The 19,105-nt window shown below is 70.3% G+C and carries 18 protein-coding genes, 1 tRNA gene and 1 riboswitch; of the genes, 10 read left to right on the forward strand and 9 right to left on the reverse strand.

The genetic code is table 11. The annotated features are described in order from the left end of the window. Positions 1-5: 5 nt before the first annotated feature. The 4 genes from VNR19_RS06940 to VNR19_RS06955 all read right to left on the reverse strand — a co-directional run bounded on the left by VNR19_RS06940 (position 6) and on the right by VNR19_RS06955 (position 4,497). A complete protein-coding gene (locus VNR19_RS06940) occupies positions 6-902 on the reverse strand; it encodes an ABC transporter permease (RefSeq protein ID WP_325725216.1) in 897 nt (298 codons plus the stop codon). Then, positions 902-1,852 (reverse strand): ABC transporter permease, encoded by a 951-nt coding sequence (locus tag VNR19_RS06945; protein WP_325725218.1) that lies wholly within the window; start codon positions 1,850-1,852, stop codon positions 902-904. The genes VNR19_RS06940 and VNR19_RS06945 overlap by 1 nt, the downstream gene beginning before the upstream one ends. Then, positions 1,849-3,363: an ABC transporter substrate-binding protein gene (locus VNR19_RS06950; RefSeq protein WP_325725220.1), complete on the reverse strand. Its 1,515-nt coding sequence runs from the start codon at positions 3,361-3,363 to the stop codon at positions 1,849-1,851. The genes VNR19_RS06945 and VNR19_RS06950 overlap by 4 nt, the downstream gene beginning before the upstream one ends. Before the next feature lie 177 nt (positions 3,364-3,540). After that, on the reverse strand, positions 3,541-4,497 hold the full coding sequence (locus VNR19_RS06955) for an alpha/beta fold hydrolase (RefSeq protein WP_414684127.1): 957 nt from the start codon (positions 4,495-4,497) through the stop codon (positions 3,541-3,543). Positions 4,498-4,575: 78 nt separating this feature from the next. Between VNR19_RS06955 and VNR19_RS06960 the strand changes: the two genes are divergently transcribed. From VNR19_RS06960 to VNR19_RS06975, 4 genes are all read left to right on the forward strand, one after another. After that, a complete protein-coding gene (locus tag VNR19_RS06960; RefSeq protein ID WP_325725224.1) occupies positions 4,576-5,085 on the forward strand; it encodes a carboxymuconolactone decarboxylase family protein in 510 nt (169 codons plus the stop codon). Then, a complete protein-coding gene (locus VNR19_RS06965) occupies positions 5,082-5,819 on the forward strand; it encodes a tyrosine-protein phosphatase (protein WP_325725226.1) in 738 nt (245 codons plus the stop codon). The genes VNR19_RS06960 and VNR19_RS06965 overlap by 4 nt, the downstream gene beginning before the upstream one ends. 63 nt (positions 5,820-5,882) lie before the next feature. Next, entirely contained in the window at positions 5,883-6,371 is a 489-nt protein-coding gene (locus VNR19_RS06970; protein ID WP_325725228.1) for an SIP domain-containing protein, read from the forward strand. 53 nt (positions 6,372-6,424) lie between these two features. Further along, entirely contained in the window at positions 6,425-6,985 is a 561-nt protein-coding gene (locus VNR19_RS06975; RefSeq protein WP_325725230.1) for a hypothetical protein, read from the forward strand. On the opposite strand, the gene VNR19_RS06980 is transcribed toward VNR19_RS06975, so the two are convergent. The 4 genes from VNR19_RS06980 to VNR19_RS06995 all read right to left on the reverse strand — a co-directional run bounded on the left by VNR19_RS06980 (position 6,940) and on the right by VNR19_RS06995 (position 11,242). Then, positions 6,940-7,431: a Fe-S oxidoreductase gene (locus tag VNR19_RS06980; protein ID WP_325725232.1), complete on the reverse strand. Its 492-nt coding sequence runs from the start codon at positions 7,429-7,431 to the stop codon at positions 6,940-6,942. The two genes, VNR19_RS06975 and VNR19_RS06980, sit on opposite strands and share 46 nt — an antisense overlap. Next, positions 7,428-8,249, reverse strand: a complete 822-nt coding sequence (locus VNR19_RS06985; RefSeq protein WP_325725234.1) for an arginase family protein — start codon at positions 8,247-8,249, stop codon at positions 7,428-7,430. Before VNR19_RS06985 ends, VNR19_RS06980 begins: the two co-directional genes overlap by 4 nt. A gap of 106 nt (positions 8,250-8,355) precedes the next feature. Next, positions 8,356-9,126: a PspA/IM30 family protein gene (locus tag VNR19_RS06990; RefSeq protein ID WP_325725236.1), complete on the reverse strand. Its 771-nt coding sequence runs from the start codon at positions 9,124-9,126 to the stop codon at positions 8,356-8,358. 73 nt (positions 9,127-9,199) lie between these two features. After that, positions 9,200-11,242, reverse strand: coding sequence for a TPM domain-containing protein (locus VNR19_RS06995; protein WP_325725238.1), 2,043 nt, complete (start codon positions 11,240-11,242; stop codon positions 9,200-9,202). 174 nt (positions 11,243-11,416) lie between these two features. Here VNR19_RS06995 and VNR19_RS07000 point away from each other — a divergent pair, with 174 nt between their 5' ends. The 6 genes from VNR19_RS07000 to VNR19_RS07025 all read left to right on the forward strand — a co-directional run bounded on the left by VNR19_RS07000 (position 11,417) and on the right by VNR19_RS07025 (position 16,477). Continuing rightward, the gene (locus VNR19_RS07000; protein WP_325725239.1) at positions 11,417-12,250 is read left to right on the forward strand and encodes a DUF3097 domain-containing protein; all 834 of its coding nucleotides are present in this window, start codon (positions 11,417-11,419) and stop codon (positions 12,248-12,250) included. Positions 12,251-12,344: 94 nt separating this feature from the next. After that, complete coding sequence (trmB, locus tag VNR19_RS07005) at positions 12,345-13,007, forward strand: tRNA (guanosine(46)-N7)-methyltransferase TrmB (RefSeq protein WP_325725425.1); 663 nt, start codon at positions 12,345-12,347, stop codon at positions 13,005-13,007. A gap of 21 nt (positions 13,008-13,028) precedes the next feature. Then, entirely contained in the window at positions 13,029-13,931 is a 903-nt protein-coding gene (locus VNR19_RS07010; protein WP_325725240.1) for a CPBP family intramembrane glutamic endopeptidase, read from the forward strand. A gap of 50 nt (positions 13,932-13,981) precedes the next feature. Continuing rightward, positions 13,982-14,046, forward strand: a riboswitch (guanidine-III (ykkC-III) riboswitch). A gap of 10 nt (positions 14,047-14,056) precedes the next feature. Continuing rightward, positions 14,057-14,377, forward strand: a complete 321-nt coding sequence (locus VNR19_RS07015; protein ID WP_325725242.1) for a DMT family transporter — start codon at positions 14,057-14,059, stop codon at positions 14,375-14,377. Between the two features lie 139 nt (positions 14,378-14,516). Continuing rightward, positions 14,517-16,127, forward strand: a complete 1,611-nt coding sequence (locus VNR19_RS07020) for a M20/M25/M40 family metallo-hydrolase (protein WP_325725244.1) — start codon at positions 14,517-14,519, stop codon at positions 16,125-16,127. 277 nt (positions 16,128-16,404) lie between these two features. Further along, positions 16,405-16,477 (forward strand) — tRNA-Arg (locus VNR19_RS07025). Positions 16,478-17,611: 1,134 nt separating this feature from the next. Here the strand turns inward: VNR19_RS07025 and VNR19_RS07030 are convergent. Further along, positions 17,612-19,078 carry an MFS transporter gene (locus VNR19_RS07030; RefSeq protein WP_325725246.1) on the reverse strand — a complete coding sequence of 489 codons (1,467 nt, stop codon included), beginning with the start codon at positions 19,076-19,078 and terminating at the stop codon, positions 17,612-17,614. Positions 19,079-19,105 lie beyond the last annotated feature (27 nt).

Raw genomic sequence — 19,105 nt, forward strand, 5'->3', positions numbered from 1 at the left:
CCTGCTCACGAGACCACCTCCGGAACATGGCGGATCGCGCCGCGCGGGGGAGCGAGCGGGTCGCGGCCGCGCGAGAGCGTCGGGTCGGTCGCCTCGCGCAGCGCGTCGCCCACGAGGTTGAGTCCGAGCACGGTGAGCGTGATCGCAAGGCCCGGCCACACGACCGACAGCGGGTGGATGCCGATGTAGCGCTGCACGTCGGCCAGGAGCAGGCCCCACGACGGGTCGGTGACGGGGGCTCCGAAGCCCAGGTACGACAGGCCCGCCTCGGCGAGCACGGCGACGGCCATCGACCACGACAGCTGCACGATGAACACGGGGGCGACGTTCGGCAGCAGGTGGCGCCACAGGTTCTGCGCGGGGGTGAGGCCCGACGCCTTGCCGGCGAGCACGAACTCGCTGTGGAGCACGCGGCGCAGCTCGGGGCGGGTCACGCGGGCGATGTTCACTCCGAAGCCGATGCCGACCGACCAGATCACGACGCCGAGCGACCCGCCCCACACGGCGGAGATCATCATCGCGATGATGAGCACCGGGAACGCGATGAGCACGTCGATGAAGACCGCCACCGACTCGCGCACCCACCGCGCGGTGAGCGCGCCGAGGGCCGCGAAGGCGATGCCGACCACGGTCGCGACGACGCCGGCGCCGACCGCGACGTACACCGTCGTGCGGGCGCCCGCCATGAGCAGGCTCAGGATGTCGCGGCCGTTGCCGTCGGTGCCGAGCAGGTGCGGCCATCCGGGGTAGCCCCAGCGGTTCGCAACGTCGACGTCGCGCGGATCGAACGGGGTCCAGAACAGCGAGACGAGCGCCGCGATGAGGACGACGGCGACGACGATGAGCCCGAAGCGCCCGGTCGAGATGCGCCATAGGCGCCGAAGCCACGCGAGCCGATGCATCACACCGCCTCTCGCTGGCGCGGGTCGAGCACGCGGTGGACGAGATCGACGAGGAAGCCGATGATCAGCACGAACCCGGTGAGGACGAGGAGCTCGCCCTGGACCTTTACGAGGTCGCGTCCGCCGACGTCGGCGACCAGCATCCGTCCGATCCCGGGCAGCGTGAACAGCTGCTCGATCACGACTGCTCCGACGATGATGCCCGCGACCTGCAGGCCCAGCACCGTGATGATCGACAGGCCGACGTTCGGCAGGCCGTGCCGAAGGAGCGCCTGGTTCTTCGTGAGACCCTTCGCGGCGGCGGTGCGGACGTAGTCCTGGCCGATCGCCTGCATCGTCGCCGAGCGAACGAATCGCAGGAGCATCGCACCCTCGACGATGCCGATCGTGATCGCGGGGAGCAGCAGCGACCGGATCGCGAGCCACGGCGTCGACCAGCCGGTGCGCGGGAATCCCTGTGCGGGGAGCCATCCGAGCCACACGGCGAACACGATCACGAGCATCATGCCCGCCCACACGACCGGGACCGCGGCGAGGGTCTGCGCGCCGACGCTCATCGCGGTGCCCGCGCCGCGGCGACGGCGCACGGCCGACAGCACGCCGAGCGGCACCGCGAACAGGAGGGCGATCAACAGCGACATGAGCCCCAGGGGCACGGTCACCTGCGCCTTCTGGACGAGCTCGGCGCCGACCGACCTGCCGTTGAGCAGCGACGTGCCGAGGTCGCCGCGCAGGACGCCCCCGATCCAGTCGGAGTACTGCTCCCACAACGGCCGGTCGAGACCCAGGCGCGCCCTGATGGCGGCGACCTGCTCCGGTGAGCCCTGCGTCCCGGCGATCAGCTGGGCGACGTCACCGGGGAGGACCCGCAGCGTGAAGAAGATGAGCAGGCTCGCCACCAGCAGCCCCACCAGCAGCAGGGCCAGCCGGGTCAGCGCGTACCGGGTCACCCCCGAGATACTGTCACGTCAGCCAGGTTCAGGCGAACGTTGATGGAGTTCACCGGGAACCCGCTCACGCCCTCTCCGACCGCCGTGATCGTGTTGCCCAGGTAGAGCCAGTCGGCCGCGTGATCCTCCGACACGATGCGCGCGGCCTGCCGCAGCAGGTCGGCGGACTCGTCCTCGTCGGTCGTCGCGAGCGCCCGTGCGTAGAGGTCCTGCACCTCGGGGTTGTCGTAGTTGAAGTAGTAGTCCGGGTTGGCGAAGTTGCCGAAGTCGCGTGCCTCCACGTGCAGCACGAAGCTCAGGTCGTAGTCCTTGTTCGTGTACACGTCCTGCAGCCACGTCGGGAACTCGACCGACTCGACGGTGAGTTCGACGCCCACATCGTCGAACGCCGACACGAGGAAGGTGGGCACCGTGGTGCCGTACACGGCCGGGATCGTGAGCGTGAGGCTGAGGTTCTCCTGGCCCGCCTCGGCGAGGAGCTCGCGTGCGCGCTCGGGGTCGTACGGCGCGACGTCGGAGAGGTCCTCGTAGCCGGGGTCGAGCGGGGGGATCGGGCCGAACAGCGTCTGTGCGGCGCCCTGGGCCTCGATGAGCGCGTCGTGGTCGATCGCCAGGCGCAGGGCCTCGCGCACGCGCGGGTCGTCGAGGGGAGGGCGCTGGTTGTTGAACGCCAGTGTGCCCTTGTCGGTCGTCTCGCCCGTCGTGAGCGTGAAGCCGGTGCCGTCGAGCTGCGGCGCGAGCGTCGCGTCGACCGCCGTCAGCACGTCGACGCTGCCGTCGAGCGCCGCGTTGACGCCGGCCGTGAAGTCGGGGATGTACTGGAGCACGACCTCGGCGACGCCCGCGGGCTCGCCCCAGTAGTCGTCGAAGCGGGCGAGCGTGATGCTGTCGCCATCGGTCCAGTCGGCGATCGTGAACGGACCGGTGCCGTTCTCGGCGTTGTTCATGTCGGTCGTGTCGCCGGCCTTGAACACGAGCCCGGCGCGACCTGTCAGCGAGAAGAGGAAGTCGATGTTCGGCTCGGTGAGCACGATCTCGACGGTCGACTCATCGGGAGCGGTGATCGAGGCGACGCCCGCGAGGTCTCCGTGACCCTGCAGCGACTCGTCGTCCTTCACCTCGGTGAGCGAGGTCACGACGTCGTCGACCGTGAGCGGCTCGCCGTTGTGGAACGTGACCCCCTCCTGGATCGTGAAGGTGTAGGTCAGGCCGTCCTCCGAGACCTCCCAATCGGAGGCGAGCTTCGGCTCGATCGCGTTGCCGTCGTCGGGCGCACGCGTCACGAGGCCCTCGTAGACGTTGTCGATGAGCGCCTGCTCGAGCGCCGCGCCGCTCGTGCGGCGGATGTCGAGGTTGTCGGGCTCGAGGACGAGGCCGACGGTGAGCGACGCATCGGGGTCGGGCTCGCCGCCGCCTGTCGAATCGGGGCCCGGCGAGGCCGTGCACGCGCTGAGGGCGAGTGCCGCGGCCGCGAGGCCTGCTGTGGCGAGGAGGGCAGTGCGGCGGAGCATCGGATTCCTTTCGGCTGCATCACGGGCGGCGCCGGCCGGTTGGGTCGTGCCATGTCGGTGCAAAGGCTGTGGTTCCTGTAGGAGTCAGCGTAGGGATCGTGCCCGAGTGGCGGGCCCGGTTGCAAAACGAAACGTCACAGAAACCGAAATCGTTACCCGGCCGCGATCAGTCCGCGATCAGTCGACTTCTGCCGCGATCTCGGCAATACGCCGGCCGAGGGCGACGGGGCTGTCCTCCTGGAGGTTGTGGCCTCCGGCCATCGACTCGACGGATGCCGCAGGAACCCGCCGCGCGAACTCGTCGGCGTCCTCAGGCCTGACGTAGCCCTTCGCGCCGCGGATGAGGGCGACAGGCGCCGTCACGCGGGCGAGGTCCTCCCATCCGTTCTCGCCGAGCACGCGCGCGAGCGCGTCATCCGGCGCAGACGGAGCGTGACCGGCGGCCGCCGCGGAGGCCATGGCGTTCGCGAGGTGCGCGAAGTGATGCTTCCACTCGACGCGACCGTCGGAGCGGATGCGGGAGTTGAAGTACACGCCGCGCTCGGCTTTGCGGCGCGACCCTCCACCCAATCCGAACTTCAGCGCGCGGTCGACGAGCTCGTCGCGGGACGCCCAGTCGGTGGGCCCGGCGAAGAAGTCGCGCACCTGCGTGGGGCCCGCGTTCGGGTCCACTCCCGGCGTGATGTCGACGACGACGAGACGTCGCACGAGGTCGGGGCGGGAGGCGGCGAGCGCCGCGGCGGTGAGTCCGCCCAGCGACTGCCCGACGACGACCTGCGGACGGTCCGTCCACGCTTCGAGTCCGGCGGCCACGTCCGGTGCGAGCACCCGCGCCACGTAGGCGGCGTCCTCCCGCCACGACGAGTCGCCGTGACCGGGCAGGTCGATCGAGAGTGCGGGCAGGCCCAGCGCGAGGATCGTCGTGTCCCACGTGTGGGCGTTCAGTCCTGCGCCGTGCAGCAGGGTGACGACGGGCGCGGCATCCGAATCGCTCGGTGATCCGAATCGCAACGCACTCAGCGTGCGTCCGTCGGGGAGCGTCAGGGTGAGGCGCTCGCCGTGGGGGAGGGGACCGGTGAGGCCGGCTTCGGCAGCCTGTTCGGACAGGAACGAGAACTCGTCAGCGGGTTCGATCACGACGCCATTCTGGCGGCCCGCGCGGCGGATGCGCGCCACCGTTCCCGCGGCCGCGGCCGCGGGTAGGCTGGCGGAATGACGAACGAACGGCGGGTGCACCTGTCTCGGTCGGCGCCTCCGGCCTACCAGGCGCTCTCCGCGTTCTCGAAGACGGTGGGCGCGCTCTCGACCGAGGCCGGGATCGACGACCGCCTCAAGGAGCTCGTGCAGATCCACACGTCGCAGCTCAACGGCTGCGCGTACTGCGTGCGCGTGCACGTCGAACGCGCCGAGAAGGCCGGCGTCACGCTCGACACGATCGCCCAGCTGCCGGTGTGGCGCGACTCGGGCGTCTTCACCGAGCGCGAGCGCGCCGGTCTCGAGCTCGCGGAGGCGTTCGCCTTCATCTCCGAGGGCGGCATCCCCGACGATGTGTACGACCGCGTCGGCGGCATCCTGAGCGAGCAGGAGTACGTCGCGCTGAGCTGGATCCTCGTGTCGATCAACGCGTTCAACCGCATCGCGATCGCCGGCCGCTACGCCGTGCCGCCGCGTGAGGACCTCGCCGGAGAGGACAGCGACGCGGCGGCGGGCAGGGCCTGGTGACCGCCGCGGACTCTCCCGACGGCGCGCCCGCTCCGCTCGTCGCGGGCGCCGTGAACCTGCGCGATGTCGGCGGGCTGCCGGCCGGCGATCGGCGCACGCGCCACGGCGTGCTGTACCGCTCGGGCAACCTGGCGCAGCTCGAGTCCCGCGGCATCGAGGACCTCTCGAGGCTGCGCCTGCGCCGCATCATCGACCTGCGCTCCGACGAGGAGGTGCTCCACGCGCCGAGTCCGACGGGCATCGCAGCCGAGATCGTCCGCGTTCCGCTGTTCCTCGGCTCGGTCGCGTCGTTCTTCGAGAACGACATCTCGCTGGCCGAGATGTACCGCAGGCTCGTCGACGACTCCGCCGACCGGGTCGTGCAGGTCGTGCGGGGGATCGTGTCCGACCAGCCCGTGCTCGTGCACTGCACCGTCGGCAAGGACCGCACGGGCGTCGCCGTGGCCCTGACGCTCGCGGCGGCGGGCGTCGACGAGGAGGCTGTCATCGCCGACTACGCCCGCACCGAGGGGCTGCTGCCGGCGTGGCGGAACCGCGGTGTGATCGAGCGACTGCGGGCGCTGCATCCGCGCGCCCGCCATCTCGAAGAGCTCGCGACCCGATCGCCCGCACACGTCATGAAGGGCTTGCTCGACGACCTCACGACGCGGTTCGGATCCGCCTCCGACTATCTGCGCGCGAGCGGCCTCTCCGACGACGAGCTCCGCGAGCTGCGCCGCGTGCTCGTCGGGTGAGCGACTTCCGTTCGATGGGAGTGAGGTTAGGCAACCCTTCGTTCGCGGTATAGTGAAGGGGAGATGACCACCCCCGCACCAGACCGCACCACGCGCCACGCCGGCGAGCACAGCCCCGCCGCGTGTCGTGCACCGCGTCATTCCCGCGTGCAGCACCTCATCACGGCCGACGAGTCGTCGCTGACCGACCTCGAGGCGCTGCTGACGACGCTTCCGCTGTGCTCGACAGGTCGGGTGTTCATCGAAGTGCCGGATGCCTCGTGGCAGACCCACCTCGACGTGCCGCCGCGCATGATCGTGACGTGGCTCGATCGCTCCCGCCGCACCGGCGATCCCGGAACGGGGCGCGCGTGCGCTCCCGGCCAGGCGCTGTCGCGCGCCGTCACCGCGTGGGCCGACGAGATGATGTGCGCCGACGACGACAACACGCGCGTGCATCTCCTCGGCGGCTACCTCGGCACCGCCGACATCGTCGACCACCTCACGACGCGGCTGGGCGTCGACCCCGCCGCGATCCACGCTCCCGAGCAGTACGGCCTCACCACGCGCTGACTTCCGGCGTGCCCGCTGCGAGCGCGAGCGGCGCTCGTCCTACACTCGCGCGCATGACTTCCGTCGACGCCGCCCCCGCGCCCTCGCCCTCGACCGTCGAACCGCGTGACCTGCGCATGCCCACGTGGGTCATCGTGTGGCTCACGATCTCCGCGATCATCCAGACCTACGACGCCTGCTACGTGCTGCTCGGACCCCTCTCGCACGCGGGCGGCCCGCTCGCGGGCTTCTGGCCGGGGCACGTGTTCTACGGCACGTTCGATCATCGGTACGGGCAGTTCGACGCGTTCGGCAGCGCCCAGAGCTGGGCGAACCTCGTCGAGGTCGTCTTCATCGTGTGGGCGCTGTTCCACGCGAGGAAGTGGTCGGGAGTCGTGGTCGGCCTCATCGTGACGACCGCGACGTTCTGGAAGACGGTGATCTACTTCCTGGTCGAGGCGTCCAGCGGCCTCGAGATGACGCGCCAGTCGCTCGAGCGCGGTGACATCGTCGGCTTCCTCATGGTCGCCGTGCTGCCGAACCTGTTCTGGATCGTGTTCCCGCTCGCGGTCGTGATCGCGCTGGGGCGTCAGGTGCTGCGCGTCGGGCGTGCGGCCCCGCGCCTCGCGGGCTGACGCGGCACGTAGTTGCCGTCCTCGAGGCCTGCCTCGATCTCGAACCGGTTGCGCAGCGGGTCGCGCCCCGCGAGCAGGTACAGCACCGGCATCAGGAATCCGTACCGCTGCCACTGCCGCTTGTGCACTGCCTCGTGGCGCAGCACGTGGTCCGTGACCTCGGCATCGCCCGTGAGGTAGCAGCCGCCCGCGCACACGCCGCCGCGCGGGAACGCCCAGCGCGGCATCCCGCGGAACACCCACAGGCCCTCCCGGCGCTCGATGCGGCCCGTGCTCCACAGCGTGCCCCACACCCATCCGACGGCGGTGCCGTACCAGTAGCCGACTCGGCTCAGGGGCGAGTCGAGGAGGAACGCCGGGATGAACCGGTCGATCGCCCGGCCGCGCGCGAGCGCCCTCTCGGCGGCCTCCTTCCAGCCGGGGGGAGGCGTCGGGATCGGGCTCACGCGAGCGCCCCCACGATGCGCAGAAGTGTGCCGAGGTCGTCGGTCGCGGCATCCGGCGATGCGGGGGAGTAGCCCGCGAGCGTCGCGCCGACGAGCGGCACGGCGTCGCGCACCGCCGCGATCGCCGCGGTGAGGTCTGCTGCGCGGACGCCGAACGGCTCGGGGTGGGCGTTGCCGGCGAGCTCGGCGGGGTCGAGCGCGTCGACGTCGACGTGGATGTAGACCGAGTCCGCGCCCGTCGCGGCGACGGCCTCGGCGAGTGCCTTCGCCTCGCCCAAGGCGTCAGCGGGAACGATCCGGATGCCGCGTTCCTCGATGGCCTCGAGCTCGGCGTCGTCGTACGAGCGCGTCGCCACCAGCACGACCCGGCCTGGAGCGACAGCGCCCTCGTCGAGCACGAGCGCGGGGTCGCCGTCGCCCACGATCGCGCGCAGCACCATGCCCGCGAACGCACCCGACGGCGACGTCTCGGGGGTGTTGAAGTCGGGGTGCGCGTCGATCCACACGACGGCGAGATCCGGATGCCGCGCCACCGCGTGCGCGATCGGACCGAGCGCGACGCCGCAGTCGCCGCCGATCGTGAGCACGGGCTCGTCGTGCGACGACAGCGCCTCCTCGACCTGCGCGCGGACGCGCTGGAGCGTGCTCAGGCGACGGATGCCGGTGCCGAGCGACTCCCCGGCCTCGATCGGCACATCGAGGATCGTCGTCGCCGAGCGGGGGAGGTCGCCCGCGATCGCGTGGGCGCCGTCGATGAGCTGCATCGCGCGCGTGGAGGGGCTGCCCTGCCACTGGGGCACGACGAGGTAGCGGGTCATGCTCACATCATTCCGCATGCGCGAGCGGCCCGGCGTCGGGCGGACCGCGAAAGGCGCCGTACCCGGGAACGCGTCCCCGGGTGCGGCGCCTTCGCCGATCGTTCCGTTACGGCGTGTACGGCGCCGACGGCGCGTCGATCGCCTGCTGCTGGTTCTGGGTCGGGGCGTTCCCTGCCTTCAGCTGGGCCAGACGCGCCTCGACCTCGGTCAGCTCGCCCATGTCGTCGAGCTGGTTGAACTGGGCGTCGAGGCTCGACGCAGCGAGCTCCTGCTTGCCGGCCGCGAGCGCCTCCTGGCGACGGACCTTGTCTTCGAACCGGCCCAGCTCACTGGTCGGGTCGAGCACGTCGATCGACTTGACCGCGTCGTGCACCTTGGTCTGCGCCTCGGCCGTCTTGGCGCGGGCGACGAGCTCGGAGCGCTTGTTCTTCAGCTGCTCGAGCTTCTGCTTCATGCCGTTGAGGCCGTCCTTGAGCTTGTTGACCACCTCGGTCTGCGAGGCGATCGTCGGCTCGGCCTGCTTGGCCTCGTTCTCGGCGCTGATCTGGCGCTGGAGGGCGATCTTGGCGAGGTTGTCGAACTTGTCGGCGTCGGCCGTGTTGCCCTGAGCACGCAGCTCGTCGGCCTTTCGGCTGGCGGCGAGCGCCTTGTTGCCCCACTCGGCCGCGGCCTGCACGTCCTCCTGGTGGTCGCGCTCGAGCAGGCGCAGGTTGCCGATCGTCTCGGCGATGGCCGACTCGGCGTCGGCGATGCTGTTCGTGTAGTCGCGAACGAGCTGGTCGAGCATCTTCTCTGGATCTTCGGCCTGGTCGAGGAGCGCATTGATGTTCGCGCGCACCAGGGTGGAGATGCGGCCGAAGATGGACTGCTTTGCCATCACAAGGGATTCCTTTCACTCGGTAGTCACGTAGGGCTTGGGCGGCCCGGTGGCGGGCCTGAGGTTGTGCGGCCTAGAAGCGACCACCCCCTCGACGGCCGCGTGTGCCGCCGCCGCCGAAGCTCCCGGGCCGGAATCCGCCTCCGCCGCTGCGGCCGCGTCCGCCGCCGCCTCCGCCGAGCATCCCGCCCATTCCGCCGGAGAGGCCGCCGGACGATCGTCGGCCGCCGCCCCCGCCGCTGAGCAGCGAGTTGATGACGATGCCGCCGAGCACGGCGCCGAGCATCCCTCCGCCGCCTCCGCCTGATCCGCCCGTCGGCGCCCCGAGCATGCCGCCGCCGGAGAACGCGCCGACGTCGTTCTGCGCGGACCGGATGGCCTGGCCGGCGAGCTGGTCGGCCCGCTGCGCGTACTGCAGCGCCTGCGCCGGGTCGCTCGCCTGAAGCTGCTGCGCACGTACGAGCGACGCGCCCGCCTCGGCGAGCCGCGTTCGAGCCTCGGCGCCGACCGCGCCACGCCGCGCGGTGATGTAGTCCTCGGCGGCGGAGACCTGCGCCTGCGCCTGCATCATGAGCTGGCCGAGCATCTGGCGGTTGCGCTGCTCCTGGGCGGCGGCGTCGCGCACGCTCTGGACGACGCCGTCGATCGCGGTGTTCGCGGCCTCGAGCGCCTGCAGCGTTGCGAGCGGTCGCTTCGCGCCGCCCGACAGGTTCTGGCGTGCGGTGTCGACCTGCTGGCGCGTCGACGCGATCACGCCCGCGACGCGCCCGTCGGAGTCGGGGAGGGCCGCGGCGGTCGCCATGTCCTGCTCGAGCTCGGCGATGAGCGCGGCGGCGTTCTTCTCGGCATCCGCCAGGTCCGTCCCGACCTTGGTGATCGCCTCCTGCAGCAGGACGGCCTGCGACACGGCCTCTTCGGCGGCGCGGATGCTGACGGCCGCGCGCCCGCCGTCACCCGCGCCGATCGCCGCCTGCGCCTCGGCGAGCTGCTCGTCGGCGAAGGCGATCCGGTCGCGCGCCTGCTGGGGGTTGTCGGCGACCGTCGAGAGCGCCTCCGGGGCGTACTGGGTCGACAGCCGCGCGAGCTCGGCGGCCGACGCGTCGATCGAGGCCGCGGCCTTCGTGCGCGCCTCCTGCACCCGCGTGAGCGCCTCGGGCGCATTCTGCTCGAGCTTGCGCAGCTCGTCGAACGCAGCCGCCTTCTCGTCGAGCTCGTCGCTGGCCTGCTGGCAGAGCTGGAGGATCTGCGCGTTCCAGGCGCGCGTCTCCTCCTCGGTGTCTTCGATCCCGTCGTCGAGCTTCTGCTTGAGCGTGAACGCCTCGTTCAGGTTCGCCTTCGCGGTCTCGAGCGCTTGCGCGAACTCCTGGGTCGCCGCGTCGCCGAACTGCGCGCGCGCGAACCCGAGCTCCTGCTCGCTCGTTCGCACGGCGTCGTCCATCTCGACGAGCGCAGACGATGCGCGCCGTGCGAGCTCCTTCGTGTCGAGGTTCTCGAGCGGGGTCTGCTCCTTGCCGGGGCCCACAGCGCCCTTCTTGCGGCGGCTGCGCACGACGAGCCACACGACGACCGCGATCGCGGCCGCGATGACGAGGAAGATCAGCAGGCCGCCGAGGAATCCTCCGCCGCCGGACTCGCCCGGCCGTCCGCCGCCCGCCGCGGTCTCGAAGCCGTCGGCGGCGGTGATCGCCGCGCCCGCGTAGTCCCCGTCGCTGAGCTGCGGTCGGATCGACTGTTCGATCGCATCGAGCTGCTCGCCGCTGATCGGCCCCTCGTTGTCGGCCGAGATGTAGTACTGGCGTGCTTCGGTCGCCACCGCGAGCAGGTACTGGGTCGTGCCGAGGCCGTTGTCGAGCGCGACCTGGTCGGCCCACTCCTGGCGATTCGACGGGTTGGTGAACTCGTCGACGTACACGACGTACAGGTCGAGGCCGGTGTCGTCGAAGAGCTCGTCGAGCCGGTTCTCGACGGCGTTCAGCTGACCGCCGAGCGCGTCGACCTGGTCGACGACGCGCCCCGCCCCCAGCTCCACCGGGTCGGTCGCCCACGCAGCCCCGCCGGCACCCGCGAGCACCAGCCCCCACGCCGCCCCGAGCGCCGCGACCCATCGAGCACGCATCGAACCCCCTTCGGCACGATCGAACACCGCCACCGCGAGTCTATTCAGCCGCGATGGGCAGGCGATAGCCGACGAGGGTGGGCAGGAGCGGACCGGATGCCGCCCAGCGGGCCGCCCGCGCGGCATCCGTCTCTTCGACCCGCCTGCCGGTAGCCTGTGCGACTCGGAGGACCCATGGACGACCGCTACGGAACCGATGTTCTCGCCGCCGGCTGGCGCGAGCGCGCCCGCCGCGTCGTGCCTCGTGTCGAGGCCGAACGCGATCTCGTCGTGGAGGTCGCCGACGACGGCTGGTGCGGGGCGGTCGTGGGGGTGTCCGGCGGCAACGTCGAGCTCGAGGACCGCCACGGCAGGCGGCGGCTCTTCCCGCTCGGCGCCGGGTTCCTCATCGACGGCGAGGACGTCGTGCTCGTGCGCCCCGAGGCGAAGGCGCCCACCGCTCCGTCGCGCACCGCGTCGGGGTCGTTCGCCGTCGAGGCCGAACGCGCCCGCGTCGCGCGCGCGAGCCGCATCCTCGTCGAGGGGCGCCACGACGCCGAGCTCGTCGAGCGCATCTGGGGCGACGACCTGCGCGTCGAGGGCGTCGTCGTGGAGTACCTGCAGGGAGTCGACCTTCTGGCCGCCCTCCTCGACGACGAGCCGCCGTCGGCCGAGCGCCGCTACGGCGTGCTGGTCGACCACCTCGTGCCCGGCTCGAAGGAGGCGCGCATCGCGGAGGCTGTGCAGCGCGGCCGCCACGGCGCGCACGTGAAGATCGTGGGGCATCCGTACATCGACGTGTGGCAATGCGTGAAGCCGGATGCCGTGGGCATCAGCGCGTGGCCGGAGGTGCCGCGCGGCGTCGACTTCAAGACGGGCGTGTGCCGCGCGCTCGGGTGGCCCGCCGAGTCGCAGGCCGACCTCGCGCGCGCGTGGCAGCGCATCCTCGGCTCGGTGCGGTCGTATCGCGATCTCGAGCCGGCGCTGCTCGGCCGCGTCGAGGAGCTCATCGACTTCGTGACCGCGTGAGCGGTTCCCGTAGCCTGGAGGGGTGACGGAGACCCCAGCCGCGCCGCGCGTGTTCCGCGACAAGCCGGTGTCGTTCGTGCGCCGCAGCGGCCGCATGTCCGAGGCGCAGGAGCGCGCGTGGAGCGAGCTCGCCCCGGAGTACGTGATCGAGGTCCCGCGCGGCGTCGCCGCGACGAGCGTGGCCGCCGACGAGCCGATCGACCCCGCAGCGGTGTGGGGGCGCGAAGCGCCGCTCGTCGTCGAGATCGGATCGGGCCAGGGGCACGCGATCGTCCACGCGGCGACCTCTCACCCCGAGTGGGACTTCCTCGCCATCGAGGTCTTCAAGGCGGGGCTCGCGCGCACGATGCTCGACGCCGAGCGCGCAGGTGCCCGCAATCTGCGGCTCATCGAGGCGAACGCACCGGAGGTGCTCGAGCACCTGCTGCCCGAGGCGTCCGTGTCCGAGCTCTGGGTGTTCTTCCCCGACCCGTGGCACAAGAAGAAGCACACGAAGCGACGCCTGGTGACCCCCGAGTTCGCCGCGCTCGCGGCGCGCGTCCTGCGCGACGGCGGCATGCTTCGACTCGCGACCGACTGGGAGGACTACGCCCTCCAGATGCGCGACGTGCTGAACGAGGCGGATGCCTTCGATAAGGCGTTCGAGGGCGAATGGGCCGACCGCTACGAGGGTCGCGTACTGACCGCGTTCGAGCGCAAGGGCGCTCGCGCGGGTCGGGAGATCCGCGATCTCGCGTACCGCAGGCTCGCCCGATGACGGCCGCCGGGGCGGCCTGACGTGCCCGCGCATCCCGCCGTCGAGCTCGGCGTGCGCCCCGCGTGGTCGTGGGGGCTCGTGCCGTCCCTCCTCGCGTGCCTCGCGGCGCCCGCCTTCTTCGTCGCGCGCATCCCGTGGCTCGGGTGGGTGCTCCTGGCGGCCGCACTCGCGCTCGCGATCGCGGTGGAGCGGAGGACGGATGCCGCGTCAGCCGCCCCCGCAACCGGGCCGTCGGGCGACGGCGGTGGCGGCATCCGTCGACGCCCGAACCTCGTGCGCGACCTCTCGCTCATCGCGATCGGTCTGCTCATCGTGAGCTCGATCCCGCTGAAGGCGGAGCTCGACGACCTCGCGATCCTGCGGTTCGCGATCGCCCTCGGCGGAGCCGTCGTCGTGCCGTACATCGTGTCGCGCTGGGTGTTCCGCGACCACGCGATCCGCTTCCCGTGGCGCGGAGGAGGGCGCTGGACGCGGTTCCAGTGGCTGTGGCTCGTCGCCGTGCTCGCGCTCGGGTGGCTGATCCTGCCGTACTACTTCATCACGTCGGGCGTGTACGCGAATTGGCCCGTCGTCGACACTCCCGACCTCATCACGCGGCTGTTCGTCGGCGTCGGCGCGGTCGGCATCTGGGACGAGCTGTTCTTCATCTGCACGTGCTTCGCGCTGCTGCGCCGGCACTTCCCGGACTGGCAGGCGAACATCCTGCAGGCGGTCGTGTTCGTGTCGTTCCTGTGGGAGCTCGGCTACCAGGCGTGGGGGCCCGTGCTCACGATCCCGTTCGCCCTGCTGCAGGGCTTCATCTTCATGAAGACGCGCTCGCTCGCGTACGTCGTGACGGTGCACCTGCTCTTCGACGCGGTCGTCTTCCTCGTGCTCGTGCACGCGCACAACCCGGGTGCGCTCGACTGGCTGTTCCTCGTGTGACGCGCGCGTTCGCTGCCCAGGCCCTGCCCAGATCGGCCCGCTAAGCTGGCACGCGGGTCCCGACAGGATCCCCGGACGAGGGTTCAGTACCCGGTGTGCGACAAGACTGGCCAGGAGACGCTGTCATGTCGTGGGTCATCCTCATCATCTCCGGTGTGCTCGAGGCCGTGTGGGCCACCGCGCTCGGCAAGTCCGAGGGCTTCACCAAGCTCTGGCCGAGCGTGATCTTCGGCGTCGCTCTCGTCGCGAGCATGGGCGGGCTCGCGTGGGCGATGCGCGACATCCCGACCGGCACCGCCTACGCCGTGTGGGTCGGCATCGGTGCGGCGCTCACGGTCGCGTACGCGATGATCACCGGCGCCGAGCCCTTCTCGATCGTCCGCCTCCTGCTGATCCTCGGCCTCGTGGGCTGCGTGGTCGGCCTGAAGCTCGTGGGGCACCAATAGCGACGGATGCTCCACCCGCCGCATCCGCAAGATGAGGGCTACGTGAGCAACGACGTCGAGGTCTGGACGCGCTCCAGGTCGTGTGACAGTGTCGCGCCAGGGTCGGCGACATCGGGGTCGCCGGCGGAAAGGGCACACGATGCTGAGAACGAAGACGCGGACGGCGGCCATCGTCGCCGTCGGCGCGGTCGCCGCAAGCCTGGCGATCGCCTCACCCGCACTCGCGGTACCGAACAACAATTCCGTCAAGAAGCTGACCAAGGCGGTCACGCTCGAGGGAGTGATGGAGCACCTCGAAGCCTTCCAGGCGATCGCCGACGAGCACGGCGACCGCGCTGCGGGGCGCGACGGGTACGGGGCATCCGTCGACTACGTCGTCGACCAGCTCGAGGGAGCCGGCTACTCGCCCGTGGTTCAGGAGTTCGAGTTCCCCTACTTCGACGAGAACAACGCGCTCGTGCGGATCTCACCGAACCCGCGCACGTTCATCGACGGCACCGACTTCCTGCGCAACCGGTTCGACTCGGGCAGCCCCGAGGGCACGGCGACGGGTCCGCTCGTGCCCGTGGGCATCGTCCTCGTCGACGAGGACGACCCGCCGAACAGCAACACGAGCGGCTGCGAGGCCTCGGACTTCGCGGGCTTCCCGGTGGGGGCGATCGCGCTCATGCAGCGCGGCACGTGCGGGTTCTCGGTCAAGGCGCTCAACGCCGAGGCAGCGGGCGCTGCAGGCGTCATCATCATGAACGAGGGCCAGAGCATCCCGGACGATCGCGAGGGCCTGCTCAACATGATCGGCGATGCGACGGGACTCACCATTCCGACCGTGTTCGTCACGTCTGATGCCGGTGAGGACCTCTACTCGACCCCGTTGGCCACCGTCACGGTGACGGTCGACTACGACGAGGAGATCCGCACGGCGTGGAATGTCCTCGCCGAGACGAAGGCCGGCAACGACGACAACGTCGTGATGGCGGGCGCGCACCTCGACGGCGTTCAGGACGGCGCCGGCATCAACGACAACGGCTCGGGCAGCGCCGCGCTGCTGGAGACGGCGATCCAGATGCAGAAGGTGAAGCCCAACAACACCGTGCGCTTCGCGTGGTGGGGTGCTGAGGAAGAGGGCCTGCTCGGCTCCGAGTACTACGTCGGGAATCTGACCGAGGAGGAGCGCCGCGACATCGCGCTGTACCTCAACTTCGACATGGTGGCGTCGCCGAACTACATGTTCGGCGTCTACGACGGAGACAACTCGAGCGGTACGGCTCCGGGAGGGTTCATCCCGCCGGGCTCCGCGGAGATCGAGGACGTCTTCGAGGCCTACTACGACAGCATCGGCGAGCCCTACCAGGACACCGACTTCTCGGGCCGAAGCGACTACGGGCCGTTCATCGACGTGGGCATCCCCGCCGGCGGCCTGTTCACCGGCGCGGAGGACAAGAAGACTGCTGACGAGGCGGCGCTGTACGGCGGCGTGATCGGTGCGGCGTACGACCCGTGCTACCACCAGCCGTGCGACAACCTGACCGGCGCCGGCCAGGACGTCGCGCTGTACGACCTGCTGCGCATGGAGTACGACCTCGAGGGCAACGTGAACCTGCACGCCCTCGACGTGAACTCCGATGCGATCGCCGCGGCGATCATCACGTTCGCGTTCGACACGTCGGCCGTGAACGGCGTGCGCGCACCGGGCAAGTCGCACGGTGCGGGCAAGAGCATGGACGCCTTCAAGAACCGGTCCGCCGGCTGAGAATCGAGGTGCGGATCTCACCTTCAACATGACGTCGAAATGACTTCCGCGCGAAGTCTTGACGGCCGTCGCGGGGTGAGTATCTTCGGTTCTGCGAAGAGAAAACAGGAACGAGGTGACCGCAAGGTACCGGATACAGAAACCGCAAATCGCATTGACGATCGCCCCCGGGCGTGGTCTTCGGACCGCGATTCCCGGGGGTGATCATCGTTGTGCGGGGGAGCGCGGCGCTGCCTGCACGGCGCGCACAGCGGGCGGTGATAACCTCGATCGGTACGCCTCCGTAGCTCAGGGGATAGAGCGTTGGTTTCCGGTACCAAAGGTCGCAGGTTCGATTCCTGTCGGGGGCGCGAGCGAGCGAGAGAGTCCGTAGAGACAAGGGGTCGCGGGGCACTGAGTCCTCGTGGCCCTTTTCTCGTGACAGCACTTCCCTTGCAGATCAACCGGGGCACGCCGTACTCCTTCCGGCACTGCGCCCGTGGAGGCGTGCGTCGCCGGCGACTGGCCCAAGCGTAGAGCTGCGCCGAAATTGGCAACTTACTTCATCCAGGTATACCGCGTTCGTATACGGGGATGAACATGGGCCTCGGCGCTGCGCGCCACTGGACGGCGATCCCACGCGCGATCGCGGTTACCACCATTGCGGTGCCCGAGCTCCGACAGCCGGTGAGACTCGACGGCCGAGGCACCGTGCACATGATCCCACGCGACCTCGACCGGGTGGAGCGCAGCTCGAGGACATCGAGCTCGGCGAGGGCCTGGTCACCACGCCGCGTCAGACGATGTACGACCTGCTCATGAGGCCCAACCAGGGCAAGCTGCCGGATGCCGCTCGTGATGCCGCGCGGAATTTCCGCGGGCAGGTGAGCGGCGATGATCTGGCAGAGATCTGCGAGTGGTACGGCCGGGCGAACGACGCAGTCAAGAAATGGTCCGCGACCTCAGGAATGGACTCTTTCGTGCCTGAACGGACGATCCCCCGAGCGTTTGCGCTTGGCGGTGGTTTTGATGGCGCGCAGGTGGCTTTCGGCGAACACGCGACCCTCTCGAGAGGCTCTTCGCCGACGTGCCAAGCGAGCGGGATCGGGAGGGTTCGCTCGCACATCAGTGCGTCATCACGACGACGCCAGAGCACGCAGCGAACGTCGTGAAGGAAGCGATCACAGCGCTCTCGTCATGACGACGACGGTTTAGTCGATGTCGAGGCTCATGGCGCGGCCTTCGTCATGCGGCCCTTCCTCGACGACGGAGTGCGCGCACCTTGCCGAACGAATCCGACTACACCCACCTGGACGGCTTCTCGACCGCCGACACGGCAGGGCCCTTGAAATTCCACCGCTCGCGGCCGCCGCCAAGAGAGCAGAGGAAGCGCTGCCAGCGACCTCATACCCCTCGCGACCTCAAGGACACCGTCGCCGCTTCCCGCAAGGTGTGAAGAGATCGGCTCGCCGGGCCGGTCTGTTCGCGTTCCGGCGCCGACGACGTCAGCGTCGAGGGACTTCGGCGCTCTCGCCCGCCCCTGACGCGGTCGTGGGCAGGGTGTGGGTGTGCGCGGCGGCAGCCGCGGCTGCGTCGGCGAGCGTTCCGCGCGGCATCCGGTGCTTCCTCAACAGGAAGGCCATGAGTACGCCCGCGATGCTGAGTCCGGCCATGACCCACGACGCGGCGGCGAGCCCCGAAGCCAGGGCCCCGGACATGTCGACGCCCGCGTCGGTCCGCGAGGTGATGACCGAGGAGTAGATGGTGGCGGCCATGGCGGTGGCGACGGCGGCGCCCACGTAGCGCGCCATGTTCGAGACGCCGGATGCGGCACCGACCTGCTCCTGCGAGACGGATGCCGTCGCGGCGGCCGACGCGGGGCCGTTCGACAGTCCCATGCCGACCGCGATCGCGATCAGCGGCAGGACGAACGAGAGGTACAGCCACGACGGCTGCACGAATCCGACGACGGCGAATCCGATCGCCGTGATCAGGAAGCCCAGCGCAACGACCTTCCGCCCGCCTATCTTCGCGGCGAAGCGCGGCACCAGCGGTGCCACGACGACGAGCCCGACCGTGGCGGGGAGCATCGCGAGTCCGGCCTGGAACGGAGTCATGCCGAGGGCATCGGGGCTCTGGAAGTAGAGGCTCAGCAGATACATGAGCCCGTTGATCGTGCCCGCGCCGATGAGGATCGCGACGGTCGAGGCGACGAGGACGACGTTGCGCAGCAACGCGAGGTCGAGGAGCGGGACGGCGACGCGCTTCTCGGTGAAGACGAACGCGAAGCCGCTGGCGACCGCGACCACGAGGCAGACGAGGGTCGGGATCGAGATCCATCCCCACTGCGGCCCCTGGGCAGTCGCCAGCACGATCGGGCTCAGCGTCAGCGCCACGAGCACAGTGCCCAGATAGTCGATCGAGCGAGACCGTCCCTCGTCGCGCGACTCCTGAATCGCGAAGTACGTGATCACCACGCAGACCACGGCGACGACGGCGTCGATCCAGAAGAGCCCCTGCCACCCGGTGACGTCGACGAGCACGCCGCCCAGCAGGGGGCCGGCGGCCGCGCCCACGGCCGCGGCCGCACCCCACAGCGACACAGCGCGCAACTGTTCGCGGCCCTCGGTCGCGACGGTCAGGATGCTCAGCCCACACGCGAGGATCGTGGCGCCCGCCGCGCCTTGGATGATGCGGCCGATGATCACCGCGAGCCCTGTGGTCGAGAGGGCGATGAACACGCACGACGCGACGAACAGCAGCAGGCCGAGCTGGAAGACCTTCTTGCGCCCGAACACGTCGCCGAGCGAGCCGGACGTGACGATCACCGCGGCGCCCATCAAGGAGTAGCCGGTGACGGCCCACTGGAGGGTGTCGACGGATGTCCCGGTGTCTTCGCTGATCGCAGGGAGCAGGATGCTCACGGCTGACGTGTTCGCGTTGACGACGAGTGTCGACAAGCACGTCGCCACGAGTGCTCCGCGAGAGCTCCTCCTGGT

Source organism: Microbacterium sp. (assembly GCF_035556355.1).
GTDB lineage: Bacteria > Actinomycetota > Actinomycetes > Actinomycetales > Microbacteriaceae > Microbacterium.

Excerpts from the sequence above, each read along its gene's own strand:
- VNR19_RS06995 (WP_325725238.1), bottom strand. The coding sequence starts at position 11,242 with ATGCGTGCTCGATGGGTCGCGGCGCTCGGGGCGGCGTGGGGGCTGGTG.
- VNR19_RS06940 (WP_325725216.1), bottom strand. The coding sequence starts at position 902 with ATGCATCGGCTCGCGTGGCTTCGGCGCCTATGGCGCATCTCGACCGGG.
- VNR19_RS06990 (WP_325725236.1), bottom strand. The coding sequence starts at position 9,126 with ATGGCAAAGCAGTCCATCTTCGGCCGCATCTCCACCCTGGTGCGCGCG.
- VNR19_RS06975 (WP_325725230.1), top strand. The coding sequence starts at position 6,425 with ATGACTTCCGTCGACGCCGCCCCCGCGCCCTCGCCCTCGACCGTCGAA.
- VNR19_RS06985 (WP_325725234.1), bottom strand. The coding sequence starts at position 8,249 with ATGACCCGCTACCTCGTCGTGCCCCAGTGGCAGGGCAGCCCCTCCACG.
- trmB (WP_325725425.1), top strand. The coding sequence starts at position 12,345 with ATGTCCGAGGCGCAGGAGCGCGCGTGGAGCGAGCTCGCCCCGGAGTAC.
- VNR19_RS06970 (WP_325725228.1), top strand. The coding sequence starts at position 5,883 with ATGACCACCCCCGCACCAGACCGCACCACGCGCCACGCCGGCGAGCAC.
- VNR19_RS07015 (WP_325725242.1), top strand. The coding sequence starts at position 14,057 with ATGTCGTGGGTCATCCTCATCATCTCCGGTGTGCTCGAGGCCGTGTGG.
- VNR19_RS07000 (WP_325725239.1), top strand. The coding sequence starts at position 11,417 with ATGGACGACCGCTACGGAACCGATGTTCTCGCCGCCGGCTGGCGCGAG.
- VNR19_RS07020 (WP_325725244.1), top strand. The coding sequence starts at position 14,517 with ATGCTGAGAACGAAGACGCGGACGGCGGCCATCGTCGCCGTCGGCGCG.
- VNR19_RS06950 (WP_325725220.1), bottom strand. The coding sequence starts at position 3,363 with ATGCTCCGCCGCACTGCCCTCCTCGCCACAGCAGGCCTCGCGGCCGCG.
- VNR19_RS06960 (WP_325725224.1), top strand. The coding sequence starts at position 4,576 with ATGACGAACGAACGGCGGGTGCACCTGTCTCGGTCGGCGCCTCCGGCC.